Annotated in this window: 15 protein-coding genes; 14 read left to right on the top strand and 1 reads right to left on the bottom strand. The window is 61.7% G+C overall.

The genetic code is table 11. From position 1 onward, the window contains the following. Positions 1–61 precede the first annotated feature (61 nt). The gene (locus tag GVL04_RS17675; RefSeq protein WP_159706968.1) at positions 62–4,240 is read left to right on the top strand and encodes a hypothetical protein; all 4,179 of its coding nucleotides are present in this window, start codon (positions 62–64) and stop codon (positions 4,238–4,240) included. Positions 4,241–4,268: 28 nt separating this feature from the next. Then, complete coding sequence (locus GVL04_RS24845) at positions 4,269–4,394, top strand: hypothetical protein (protein WP_268825391.1); 126 nt, start codon at positions 4,269–4,271, stop codon at positions 4,392–4,394. Between the two features lie 23 nt (positions 4,395–4,417). Here the strand turns inward: GVL04_RS24845 and GVL04_RS17680 are convergent, their stop codons facing one another. Beyond that, positions 4,418–5,851: a GH1 family beta-glucosidase gene (locus GVL04_RS17680; protein WP_159706970.1), complete on the bottom strand. Its 1,434-nt coding sequence runs from the start codon at positions 5,849–5,851 to the stop codon at positions 4,418–4,420. Between the two features lie 393 nt (positions 5,852–6,244). Here GVL04_RS17680 and rpsJ point away from each other — a divergent pair, with 393 nt between their 5' ends. The 12 genes from rpsJ (at position 6,245) to rplN (ending at position 12,288) form a co-directional block, all read left to right on the top strand. After that, positions 6,245–6,553: a 30S ribosomal protein S10 gene (gene rpsJ / locus GVL04_RS17685; RefSeq protein WP_003803825.1), complete on the top strand. Its 309-nt coding sequence runs from the start codon at positions 6,245–6,247 to the stop codon at positions 6,551–6,553. Between the two features lie 17 nt (positions 6,554–6,570). Further along, positions 6,571–7,221: a 50S ribosomal protein L3 gene (rplC, locus tag GVL04_RS17690; RefSeq protein ID WP_018776685.1), complete on the top strand. Its 651-nt coding sequence runs from the start codon at positions 6,571–6,573 to the stop codon at positions 7,219–7,221. Positions 7,222–7,225: 4 nt separating this feature from the next. Beyond that, complete coding sequence (gene rplD, locus GVL04_RS17695) at positions 7,226–7,843, top strand: 50S ribosomal protein L4 (protein ID WP_018776684.1); 618 nt, start codon at positions 7,226–7,228, stop codon at positions 7,841–7,843. After that, positions 7,840–8,145, top strand: a complete 306-nt coding sequence (rplW, locus tag GVL04_RS17700) for a 50S ribosomal protein L23 (RefSeq protein WP_011775593.1) — start codon at positions 7,840–7,842, stop codon at positions 8,143–8,145. The genes rplD and rplW overlap by 4 nt, the downstream gene beginning before the upstream one ends. 29 nt (positions 8,146–8,174) lie before the next feature. Next, positions 8,175–9,014 carry a 50S ribosomal protein L2 gene (gene rplB, locus GVL04_RS17705; RefSeq protein WP_011775592.1) on the top strand — a complete coding sequence of 280 codons (840 nt, stop codon included), beginning with the start codon at positions 8,175–8,177 and terminating at the stop codon, positions 9,012–9,014. Positions 9,015–9,026: 12 nt separating this feature from the next. After that, positions 9,027–9,308, top strand: a complete 282-nt coding sequence (gene rpsS / locus GVL04_RS17710; protein ID WP_011775591.1) for a 30S ribosomal protein S19 — start codon at positions 9,027–9,029, stop codon at positions 9,306–9,308. Positions 9,309–9,346: 38 nt separating this feature from the next. Further along, the gene (gene rplV, locus GVL04_RS17715; protein WP_011775590.1) at positions 9,347–9,712 is read left to right on the top strand and encodes a 50S ribosomal protein L22; all 366 of its coding nucleotides are present in this window, start codon (positions 9,347–9,349) and stop codon (positions 9,710–9,712) included. Further along, complete coding sequence (rpsC, locus tag GVL04_RS17720) at positions 9,713–10,534, top strand: 30S ribosomal protein S3 (RefSeq protein ID WP_011775589.1); 822 nt, start codon at positions 9,713–9,715, stop codon at positions 10,532–10,534. Next, positions 10,535–10,951: a 50S ribosomal protein L16 gene (rplP, locus tag GVL04_RS17725; RefSeq protein WP_003803795.1), complete on the top strand. Its 417-nt coding sequence runs from the start codon at positions 10,535–10,537 to the stop codon at positions 10,949–10,951. 2 nt (positions 10,952–10,953) lie between these two features. Next, complete coding sequence (gene rpmC / locus GVL04_RS24710) at positions 10,954–11,274, top strand: 50S ribosomal protein L29 (RefSeq protein WP_014922387.1); 321 nt, start codon at positions 10,954–10,956, stop codon at positions 11,272–11,274. Next, on the top strand, positions 11,271–11,567 hold the full coding sequence (rpsQ, locus tag GVL04_RS17735; RefSeq protein WP_011775587.1) for a 30S ribosomal protein S17: 297 nt from the start codon (positions 11,271–11,273) through the stop codon (positions 11,565–11,567). Before rpmC ends, rpsQ begins: the two co-directional genes overlap by 4 nt. A 352-nt stretch (positions 11,568–11,919) precedes the next feature. Further along, positions 11,920–12,288 carry a 50S ribosomal protein L14 gene (rplN, locus tag GVL04_RS17740; RefSeq protein WP_003803789.1) on the top strand — a complete coding sequence of 123 codons (369 nt, stop codon included), beginning with the start codon at positions 11,920–11,922 and terminating at the stop codon, positions 12,286–12,288.

Here is a 12,288-nt window from a genome sequence, read left to right on the forward strand (position 1 = left end):
TATTTATCTATCGAATGGATAAACACAGTGTTCCTATGCCCTGTGACATCAAGGAGTAGCCATGGAAGTCCTGCTAGTACTGATACTCCTTGCTGTGACGGGAGCGGTCAGCCATTCCGTGGGTCGGAATCGGGGACGAAAGGACGCTGACGGGGTTGCCGCCTCGACGGCAATGGCCGAACACCGTGCGTATCAAGCCGGATACATGGCTGGCCACTTGGCGGGTTGGCGCGATGCCGAGGCAAAGAAGGGGGTAGTGGAGGTGCCTGCACCCCAGTCGTTTGCTCCGCCTGCTCCTGCTGCTGCAGCCCGACCCGCGATGCCGGCCTCCCGACCAGTACATCCTCAAACACACGTGGGCATCCCATTTCCAGCTCCGGTTCCCTTGGCGCCGTCGCGAGCCCAGCCTCCCGTGGTACCGCAGCGCCCGGTCGTGGCGGCGCAGCAGCCTTGGGCGGTAGGGCTGCAGGCCCCGATGGCACGGGAGACTCCCGAGGCGGCCGCAGCGCGCAAAGCCAGGCGCGACCAACAGAACATCAACGTCACGCTCTATGTCGCCAGTCTCCTCCTGGTAGCCGCGGGTGCCCTCTTTGTGGGCACGAGCCTGCCAGCACTCTTCCGCTTCGCGGGCATTTGCTTCATCACCACCCTGTTCTATGTGGCAGGTTTGGTAATTCACGCGAAAATGCCCCGTTTGCGTCCGGCTGCGGTGGCTTTCGTGGGTACGGGTTTGGCGCTCGTCCCTGTCATCGGCCTTGCCATGTACAACTTTGTACTGCCCAACGGTCCTGCAGCGTGGCTGGTGACCTCGCTGCTCGGGACAGCTGTGTACGCCTACACTGCGGTGCGACTCGATAACAGGGTCCTGGCCTTCCTCTCCCTGAGCTTCGTTGTCTCCACGGCGTGGTCAGGGGTCTCCGTTTTGGGCGGTGCTTTGGTCTGGTACTTCACAGCGCTCATCGGGATCGCCATCATCCTTACGCTGGGTGCGTTGATTCGTCCGCGATGGTTGCCGCCACTCTATGTCCGTCCCCTGATGGTGCTCCATCCCTTTGTGGTGCCGTTGGTGGCGCTTGCGGTGACGTTTACGCCGTACCTGTTGTCCAAGGGCGAATACCCGTTGGTGATGCTGATGTGCGGGGCCTACTTCGCGGTGATGGCCTTCGTGCCGCAGACGCGGTACCGGCTACAACACTTTTACGCTGCACGTGCCGCCCTGACCCTGGCGTTGCTGGGTGCGGTCTGGGATATCACCACGGATGTCAGCGCAGTGCTGTTTGCCGCAGCCGTTTGCTGTGGTGTCCAGTCCCTGGGTGTTGCTTTCTGGGGCACGCGGCTTAAGCTGGGTCCCTGGTGGAACGATGCGGTGTCCTGCCTGGGCCTGCAGTTGGCCACGGCAGCCATCCTGACCGTCGTCTTGGGTCTCGGGGCTTACGAGCTGCCCACCTATGCTCCGCTCTCTGTCACCATGGTCACCGCCATGGTTGTGGGCTGGAAGCTGGCCCACGGCACGGAGTTTGCACCCGGCGTCGTCCTCGCGGTGTCCGTGCCGTTCACTGGCCTGCTGGGAGCCTGGCCAGTGTCCGCGCTCCTGGCGACTACCGGCTTGTACTGGTTCCTGCTGGCTGTTGTCCGGCCTGCTTCCCTCCGTAGCCAGTTGGTGGTTGCCGGGCGGATTGCCTTGACGGCGGCAGTACCCGCGGTGGCTGCCGGTATCTTCGAGAAGAGCCCGGACCGGATCGCTTTCTCCCTGGTGGCGCTCGTGGCAGCGGCGGTGATTCAGCAGATGCTAAGTGCGGGGCTGGAGCGCAGGGGTATCCGTGTGCTCGCCCCGCAGGCGTCCCTTGCTGGATTCGCCGGGCTCGCCATGGCAATCCTCCTTGTCCTGCCCATCTTCGACCACGCGGTGGGACACCCGTTTGTCCAGGCAGGAGTGCTGCTGGTTCTCTTCGCAGGGGTGGCATCGGGGTTGCTGTTGTTCCCGTCGGCACGGCTCAACGCCCGCTCCGGGTCCTGGCGGCCAACCCTGGGGGAGTCGCTTGCTCCAGCCACAGCCCTTGTTGCCGGCGTGGTTGCGGCGGCAGTTGTCTCGTTGGCTCTGGCAAACGTGGTCCTCTTGGTGACCGTCGCGTACGTTGTGGCAACCGCGCTTCGGATCCCGGTTTCATTCCACCGCCAGGGCTATTGGTGGATGGCGCGAGCGTTAGGTACGTTGCTGGCCGGATCGGCCTACTTTGACGCAACACAGCATGGCTGGAACATCAGCTTGGCCGGTGAGCTTCCCACAGTCCCGCTGGTAGTAGCGGCGGTGGCGGCCCTGCAATTGGTTCTTCCCCTACGGGAGCAAAGCCGGCGGCGTTTCCCCCACGCCTCCATGATCGACGCCGGAGCCGTAGTAATCGTCATGGCCGGGGCAGCCACGGTCCTGACTGTTTCCACTGCATGGGGAGAGCGGTTCCAGCATGAGGGGTGGCAGCCGGGGGCGGCGGCCATTGCAGCGGCCCTGGCGGCGGTTCTCTGCGGTGTGATCCTGCGCCGCAACCACGGAGCTTGGATCTTTGCGCCCGCAGCCATTGTGCTGCTCCTGGCGCTTCGGATGGGGAATGTGCGGGACCTGGAGATCCTGCTGGGGGTCTTCGCGGCCCACTGCGGTTTCATGGTTGCTGTGGAACGGGACCGGATTGTCCGGGGCAGCTACATGCTTGGGCTTCGTGTCCTGTCGCTGGCTTTCGTCGGGGTGCTTGTGGGGGATCTTTCAGAGTCGAGCACCACCGTGTCTTTGGCCGTGGCTGTGGTCCTCGTGCTGCAGCATGTGGTGACCTTGGTCCAACGGGGCCGGGGAGTGGATATCGCTTTCGAGCAGGGAACAGCATGGGTCACGCTGGCTGCCCAACTCCTGTTGCCCGCGGCTTACCTGCTGGCGGGGAATTACGACGGCGGCGGCCGTTGGGTGGTCATCGTTGAGTTGGCACTTGCCGTGGCGTCCGCTGGGATCGCCAGGCGCTTCCTGCGTGTGCGTGGGTCCCAGTACTTTGGTGTCGCTGGGCTGGGCGGTGCAGTGATTGCAGCGGGCCCGTTCTTGCTGTACCCGGCCGGTACGTGGCTCCACCAACCGCTGCTGGACAGGGCGCAGGTGCCAGCGGTGCTCCTCGGGCTCGCCGTTTTGTTCATGGTTGTACGGGTTGTTCGCGAAGTCTTCCGTCCCGGACAGCTTGCTGGACTGCACTCCACGGAGCGCTGGTTCTGGTTCATCGCGGCGCTTGCTTTCGTGGTGACGGGTGGTCTGTTGACGCTTGAGGTGTCCTCTTCCCTGACAGGGCTCGCCGTAGTTGTTTTTGCCTGCGTACTGTTCGCTGCCTCGCACGTCGAGAACCTGCCCGCCCTCTATCTCGGCGCGGCCCCTTCCGTGCTGGTAGGTGCCGTGCCCGCCGTCGAGGGTTTGCTGAGGGGGATGCCCCCGGGGGTGTGGGGCGATTACGTTCCCTGGCTGGTGGGCGGTGTTGGTACAGCAGTGGCCCTGTATGCAGTGAAGCTGTTTGGCGGGATGGCCATCGACGGGCAGCCCCTTCGGCGGAATGCAGTTGTTGGTACCGCGGCGGTGGCTCTGGTCTCCTCGGCTGCCGTTGGAATGGTCCGCGATGAGACCTCATGGGTCGGCTTCGTCCTGGTGGTGGCGGCCGGTGTGCTGATAGTTGTTGAGCTGCCGTCCAGCAAGTGGCTGGCTGGAGAGATCGCGGCGCTGGCCTCCGTGGCGGCATTCCAACGTGCCGTGCTGTTCGTAGGTGACGCCGGGCCGGAGTGGTTCTGGGTTGCGCAGTGGTACGTCCTGGCGGTCGCTGTTTTAGCAGGACTGCGCTACATCAGGGGCCAACGGAGCGACGGCCTGCTTCGGCTCTGCATCGCCGCAGGCGCCTTGTCGTTGACGTCCTTGGGTATCATTTTTGGCGGCACCGCATCCCAGCAGCTGTATGTTCTGGTGGGTCACGCGGTACTCCTGGTCGCAGGGCTGCTGTTGGCCGAAAGGGTCCTGGTTTGGTGGGGTGCCACTGGTGTTGCGCTGAGCGTGATGTGGGCCCTGCGCTCGTACGCCTTCGCCATGCTGGCGCTCGTTGCCTTGGCGCTGATTATTCTGGCGGTGTGGCGTTTGAACCGGAAACCGGATCTGCCTGGGCCGGTGCCAGTGGCGGAAAGGGAAGCCGGCGATGTCAGCCCGGACAGCAGTCGGGACGGAATCCGATAATCTGGCAGTCTACGAAGAGGAGCGCAGCATGGAATTCCTGATTTTCCTGGCAGTCATTGCCGCCATCGGTGGCGGCGTGCTGTGGGGCCGTAAGAATTTCCGGAGCGAGATTGAACGCGCAAAGCGCATCAGGCGTGCCAACAAGAACAAGTAACCCGTCGTTTTAGCAAGCCTGGGCTAGGGTTCATGGGAGCGGGCCCGCTCCAACGCACGTAACCAGTAATAGGACTCCTTGGGAGTCCGTTCCTGTGTGTGGAAGTCCACATGGACCAACCCGAAGCGCTGTGAGTAGCCCGCTGCCCATTCGAAATTGTCCAGCAGCGTCCAGACGTAGTAGCCGCGCAGGTCCACATCCTCGGCAATACCGCCGGGGCCTGTTGCTGTCAGGGCGTGGCCGAGGTGTTCAGCCAGGTAGGAAATGCGGTTGGTGTCCTGAAGAGGGCCATCAACGTGGGGCGGTTCCGGAAAACTTGCCCCGCCTTCGGTGATGTACACCGGGGGAAGTGCGTCCCCGTACCGGTCCTTCATTTGCCGCAGCAGCAACGCCAGGTAATCCGGCGCAACAGGCCAGCCGAACCCTGTGGTTTCATACTCCTGGTAGGCGGCCAGGTGGAAAGGAACTTCGCTCATCTCCGGTGACCTCCCGGTGGGGATCTCCGCCGGCCCGGGGCCCGCTGCCACCTTCACGGGGTAGTAGTAGTTGAGCCCGTAGAAGTCCAAAGGTTGGCTGATCAGTTCAAGATCACCGTCGTGGATGGTCCCGAGTGAGCGGAACCACGGCTTCATGGGCCAGGGTGGCTTGGGGTATCGGCCAAGCAGTATCGCGTCGGCATAGATGCGGTTGAGGATCAGGTCCAGCGCCTGCGTCATCAGCCGGTCGCCAAGACTGTTGCTGGCGGACTCGACGGGGCAGTGCATGTTGGACACCCCGATCTGCCCTTTGACGCCGGCGTCCCGGAGGACCCGAACGGCCATCCCGTGTCCCAGTAATTGATGATGTGCGGCAGGCAGTGAATCAAACAGCAGCTGCCGGCCCGGGGCGTGCACACCCAACGAGTACCCCTGCACGGTGACTGACACGGGCTCGTTCATCGTGACCCAGTGATCAACGCGGTCACCGAAGCGGTCTGCTGCGGCCGCGCAGTAGACGGCGAAGCGCTCGGCAGTGTCCCGGTTCATCCATCCTCCGGCATGCTCCAGTTCCAATGGCGTGTCCCAGTGGAACAGGGTGGCCATGGGGGAGATGCCGGCGGCCAGGAGTTTGTCTATGAGGCGATCGTAGAAGTCCAGGCCGCGTTGATTGATGGAGCCCTTGCCGCCGGGTTGGATCCGCGGCCAGGACAACGAGAAGCGGTAGGAGTCCACGCCAAGCTCCTGCATCAAGGCGACATCTTCATCGGAGCGGTTGTAGTGGTCGCAGGCTACGGTGGGGGAGTCGCCGTCGACTATTGCTCCTGGCTTTTCCGCAAAGGCATCCCAGCCCGAAGGACCGCGGCCATCAGCGGTCAGGGATCCTTCAATCTGGAAAGCTGCCGAGGCCACCCCCAGTGTGAAACCTGGACGCAGGCGCGCGGCAAGATCTTCCACGGAGCCTGAATCCTGGACGGTCATGCACCCATCTTCCTCAGGCGCAGGCACCCGGGCAATGGTCCTGCGGGGCCCTTATACCGCCGATTGGCCTTTGCCTCATATTTCCGCCATACTGGATGAGTTGTTCAAGCGCTTCTTCGTGTCCCGATCCGGATAATGCCGGGTGTCAGGGTCCAGGTGGAAGCCCAAACATAACCCTGAACCCCATGGAATGCGGTCGAGTCTGCGTGGAAATCGCGACACGCCCGACCGCGGGGGTCGGTGCGCCGGCAGGTTGAGGAACCCGGAATATCCGGATTCAGCTTGTGCGGCGTGTGGTGGTAAATCCTCAAACGCTTCGGCGGCCACAACAACAGGTAAGTAAACAGAGCAGCCCTAACTAGAGCAGCACTAGCTGAAAGAGAGTCAGGCGACATGGCGGGACAAAAAATCCGCATCCGGCTGAAGTCATATGACCACGAGGTCATTGATGTTTCAGCGCGGAAGATCGTTGAGACGGTCACGCGCGCAGGCGCAACGGTAGTCGGCCCGGTGCCGCTGCCCACGGAGAAGAACGTTTACTGCGTAATTCGCTCTCCTCACAAGTACAAGGACAGCCGTGAGCACTTCGAAATGCGTACTCACAAGCGTCTGATCGACATCATCGACCCCACGCCGAAGGCTGTTGACTCGCTTATGCGTCTCGACCTGCCCGCAGACGTGAACATCGAAATCAAGCTCTAGGGAGGTGCTGAGAGACTATGACCGCAACCCGTAACGTAAAGGGCCTGCTGGGCACGAAGCTCGGCATGACCCAGGTCTGGGACGAGAACAACAAGCTCATCCCGGTAACTGTCGTCCAGGCTGACTCCAACGTCATCACGCAGCTGCGCAACGCAGATGTAGATGGCTACGTCGCCGTCCAGATCGGCTACGGCCAGATCGACCCCCGCAAGGTCACCAAGCCGCTGGCTGGTCACTTTGAAAAGGCTGGCGTAACTCCTCGCCGCCACGTCGTCGAACTGCGTACCGCAGACGCCGCATCCTACGAGCTGGGCCAGGAGCTCTCTGTTGAGATCTTCGAAGCCGGCCAGAAGATCGACGTCGTCGGCACTTCCAAGGGTAAGGGCTTTGCCGGTGTTATGAAGCGTCACGGCTTCCACGGCGTTGGCGCTTCCCACGGTGCCCACAAGAACCACCGTAAGCCTGGCTCCATCGGTGGCGCATCCACCCCGAGCCGCGTCTTCAAGGGCCTGAAAATGGCCGGCCGCATGGGCGCCGAGCGTCACACCACGCTGAACCTCACGGTTCACGCTGTTGACGTTGAGAAGTCGCTGCTCCTTATCAAGGGTGCCGTTCCCGGTGCCCGCGGCCAGGTCGTACTCGTACGCACCGCCGTGAAGGGAGCCTAGTTCAATGACTAGCACTGTCAAGGTAGACCTGCCTGCAGAGATCTTCGACGTCCAGACCAACGTGCCGCTGCTGCACCAGGTCGTCGTCGCACAGCTCGCTGCTGCACGCCAGGGTACCCACAAGACGAAGACCCGCGCCGAGGTTTCCGGTGCAGGTCGCAAGCCGTTCAAGCAGAAGGGCACCGGCCGCGCCCGTCAGGGTTCAATCCGTGCTCCTCACATGACCGGCGGTGGCGTTGTCCACGGTCCGACCCCTCGTGACTACAGCCAGCGCACCCCCAAGAAGATGAAGGCTGCTGCACTCCGCGGCGCTCTGTCTGACCGCGCCCGCAACGGCCGCATCCACGTCATCGCTGAACTGGTAGCCGGCACCAAGCCGTCCGCCAAGGACGCACTGGCTTCGCTGCGCTCCGTCACTGAGCGCAAGAACCTGCTCGTCGTTATCGAGCGCGCCAACGATGTTGCTGCACTTTCCGTGCGCAACCTCCAGGATGTTCACGTTCTGTACGCAGACCAGCTGAACACCTACGACGTGCTTATCTCCGACGACGTGGTCTTCACCAAGGCTGCTTTCGAAGCGTTCGTCGCTGACAAGGCAAAGAACGAGGAGGCCTCCAAGTGAGCGTAACCACCATCAAGGACCCGCGCGACGTCGTGCTTGCACCCGTCGTATCGGAAAAGAGCTACGGTCTGATCGACGAAGGCAAGTACACCTTCCTGGTGGACCCTCGCTCGAACAAGACCGAGATCAAGCTGGCCGTAGAGAAGATCTTCTCGGTCAAAGTTGACTCGATCAACACCATCAACCGTGCCGGTAAGCGCAAGCGCACCAAATTCGGCTGGGGACAGCGCAAGAGCACCAAGCGTGCAATTGTCACCCTCAAAGAAGGCACAATCGACATCTTCGGCGGTCCGCTCGCGTAGCGGAGACCACTTTAACGAGGAAATAAATTATGGGAATCCGTAAATACAAGCCGACTACCCCGGGCCGTCGTGGCTCGAGCGTAGCCGACTTTGCTGAAATCACGCGATCGACTCCGGAAAAGTCGTTGCTTCGTCCGCTGCACAAGACTGGCGGCCGTAACAACTCCGGTAAGATCACCACCCGTCACAAGGGTGGTGGGCACAAGCGCCAGTACCGTCTGATCGACTTCCGTCGTCACGACAAGGACGGCATCAACGCCCGCGTTGCCGAAATCGAGTACGACCCGAACCGTACGGCTCGTATCGCACTCCTGCACTACGTTGATGGCACCAAGCGTTACATCATCGCTCCTAACAAGCTGTCCCAGGGTGACTTCGTCGAGGCTGGTCCTGACGCTGACATCAAGCCGGGCAACAACCTGCCGCTGCGCAACATCCCGGTTGGTACCGTAATCCACGCAGTTGAACTGCGCCCGGGTGGCGGCGCCAAGATGGCTCGTTCCGCAGGTGCTTCGGTACAGCTCGTTGCCAAGGAAGGCCGCTTCGCACAGCTGCGTCTGCCCTCCGGCGAAATCCGCAACGTTGACGTGCGCTGCCGCGCAACCGTCGGCGAGGTCGGCAACGCCGAGCAGTCGAACATCAACTGGGGCAAGGCCGGCCGTATGCGCTGGAAGGGCGTTCGCCCGACTGTCCGTGGTGTAGCCATGAACCCGGTTGACCACCCGCACGGTGGTGGTGAAGGTAAGACTTCCGGTGGACGTCACCCGGTTAACCCGAACGGCAAGCCCGAGGGCCGTACCCGCCGTCCGAACAAAGAGAGCGACAAGCTTATTGTTCGTCGCCGCCGTACTGGCAAGAACAAGCGATAGGAGCCTGGACACATGCCACGCAGCCTGAAAAAAGGTCCTTTCGTTGACCAGCACCTCTTTGTGAAGGTCGCACGGGAAAACGATAAGGGCACCAAGAACGTCATCAAGACCTGGTCCCGCCGTTCGATGATCATCCCCGACATGCTCGGGCACACGATCGCCGTACACGACGGACGCAAGCACATCCCGGTGTTTGTCACTGAGTCGATGGTCGGGCACAAGCTCGGCGAATTCGCTCCCACGCGGACATTCCGCGGCCATGTTAAGGACGACCGTAAGGGCAAGCGCCGCTAGGCGCCTGACCTTACGTCTTAGACGAGAGAAGGAAAGCAATGGAAGCCAAGGCTATTGCGCGTCACATCCGCGTAACGCCTATGAAGGCCCGGCGCGTCGTCAACCTTGTTCGTGGTAAGCAAGCGAATGAGGCTCTGGCAATTCTGAAGTTTGCCCCCCAGGCAGCTTCGGAGCCGGTATTCAAGGTACTTCAGTCGGCAATGGCCAACGCACGTGTCCTCGCGGACCGTGACGGCGTTGCATTCGACGACAGCGACCTCTTCATCACCGAAGCATTTGTTGATGAAGGCCCGACCATGAAGCGGTTCCAGCCGCGTGCCCAGGGCCGCGCCTACCGCATTAGGAAGCGGACCAGCCACATCACGCTGGTTGTCGCAACCCCGGAGAAAGAGGAGGCTCGCTAAGTGGGACAGAAAGTAAACCCGCACGGGTTCCGACTCGGCATCACCACCGACCACGTTTCGCACTGGTTCGCTGACAGCACCAAGCCCGGACAGCGCTACAAGGACTTCGTCCGCGAGGACATCAAGATCCGTCAGCTCATGTCCACCGGTATGGAGCGCGCCGGCATCGCCAAGGTCGAGATCGAGCGCACCCGCGACCGTGTCCGCGTGGATATCCACACGGCACGCCCGGGTATCGTTATCGGCCGCCGTGGCGCTGAAGCAGACCGCATCCGGGGCGAGCTCGAAAAGCTCACGGGCAAGCAGGTTCAGCTGAACATCCTCGAGGTCAAGAACCCCGAGATGGAAGCACAGCTTGTTGCCCAGGGCATCGCTGAGCAGCTGACTTCCCGCGTGGCTTTCCGCCGTGCGATGAAGAAGGCAATGCAGTCCGCACAGCGTGCGGGTGCCAAGGGCATCCGTGTTGCTTGCTCGGGCCGTCTGGGTGGCGCAGAAATGTCCCGCTCGGAGTTCTACCGCGAAGGCCGTGTGCCCCTGCACACCCTCCGCGCGAACATCGACTACGGCTTCTACGAAGCCAAGACCACCTTCGGCCGTATCGGCGTGAAGGTTTGGATCTACAAGGGTGACGTAACCGCCAAGGAACTGGCTCAGCAGGCAGCTGCTGCTCCGTCCCGTGGCCGCGCAGGAGACCGTCCGGGCCGCCCGGGTGGCGACCGCCGTCGTCGTAACGACCGTCCGGCAGCTGAGGCAGCACCCGCTGCCGTTGAAGCACCGGCCGCTGAAGCTGCTGCTCCGGCAGCAGAAGGAGGACAGGCTTAAATGCTTATCCCACGTCGAGTCAAGCACCGTAAGCAGCACCACCCGGGTCGTTCCGGCGCTGCTACGGGCGGCACCAAGGTCAGCTTCGGTGAGTACGGTATCCAGGCTCTCAGCCCGGCATACGTAACCAACCGTCAGATCGAGTCCGCTCGTATCGCGATGACCCGCCACATCAAGCGTGGCGGCAAGGTCTGGATCAACATCTACCCGGACCGTCCGCTGACGAAGAAGCCTGCCGAAACCCGCATGGGTTCCGGTAAGGGTTCTCCGGAATGGTGGGTCGCAAACGTCAAGCCGGGCCGGGTTCTCTTCGAACTCTCCGGTGTCAATGAAGAGGTAGCTCGCGAGGCCCTGCGCCTGGCAATCCACAAGCTCCCGTTGAAGGCACGCATTGTGCGTCGCGAAGGTGGTGAATAGAAATGGCAGTAGGGTCGAAGGATCTCGCACCCGCACAGCTGGACGGTTTCGACAACGAGCGTCTCGTTGAAGAACTCCGCAAGTCCAAGGAAGAGCTGTTCAACCTGCGTTTCCAGTCCGCCACCGGACAGCTGGAGAACCACGGTCGCCTGCGCGCGGTAAAGAAGGACATCGCACGCATCTACACCGTTCTCCGTGAGCGCGAGCTGGGCATTCGTGCCGAGGTTGCCGCACCGGTTGTGGAAGCCAAGGAAGAAAAGAAGTCCAAAAAGGCTGCCAAGGCTGAAAAGGCCGAGGTTGAAGCTGGAGAGGACGCCAAGTGAGCGAGAAGGAAACTGTGACGGAAGCAGCAGCCAGCGCTGAACAGCGCGGTTACCGTAAGACGCGTCGCGGCTACGTTGTCTCTGACAAGATGGAAAAGACCATCGTTGTTCAGGTTGAAGACCGCGTGAAGCACGCTCTGTACGGCAAGGTTATTCGCCGCACCTCGAAGATCAAGGCTCACGACGAAGAGAACACCGCCGGCATCGGCGACCTCGTTCTCATCTCTGAGACCCGCCCGCTCTCCGCTACCAAGCGGTGGCGTCTGGTGGAGATCCTCGAAAAGGCCAAGTAAATCCGACGCCGGGCACGCCTGGCAGGGTTCACTGGGAAGGCCCGCGTTCCTCACGGAACGCGGGCCTTTCCGCTTCTCCGGCCGGTTCGGTTTCAGGCCGTAACCGTGCTAGGATACTGAGTTTGTATGGCGCCACTTGTGCGTCATCAACTACCTCGTAAACAATCGTGCCGCTGCATACTGCCCCGCGCAGAGTTTTCTGCAAGGGAAGCTGATGCTTGTGGCACGGGCGTTTAGGCCTGTTCTGGCAAAATCCAGGCAGGTCAAGAGACACCCCGATCAACCGTTCCGCAAGGCTCATTCCGTATGCATGATTTCGGTCTGAGAACCGGCGCGACGCAAGGAGTAAAAATTGATTCAGCAGGAGTCGCGACTCAAGGTCGCCGACAACACGGGTGCTAAGGAAATCCTTACCATTCGCGTTCTCGGTGGATCTGGTCGTCGCTACGCAGGCATTGGCGACGTGATCGTCGCTACCGTCAAGGACGCTATTCCCGGCGGAAACGTAAAGAAGGGTGACGTCGTCAAGGCTGTCATCGTTCGTACCAAGAAGGAACGCCGCCGTGCGGATGGTTCCTATATCAAGTTTGACGAAAACGCAGCTGTGATCCTGAAGAACGACGGTGACCCCCGCGGTACCCGTATCTTCGGCCCGGTTGGTCGTGAACTTCGCGACAAGAAGTTCATGAAGATCGTTTCGCTGGCCCCGGAGGTGCTTTAG

The sequence above is a fragment of the Arthrobacter sp. 18067 genome, assembly GCF_902706295.1.
Classification (GTDB): domain Bacteria; phylum Actinomycetota; class Actinomycetes; order Actinomycetales; family Micrococcaceae; genus Arthrobacter.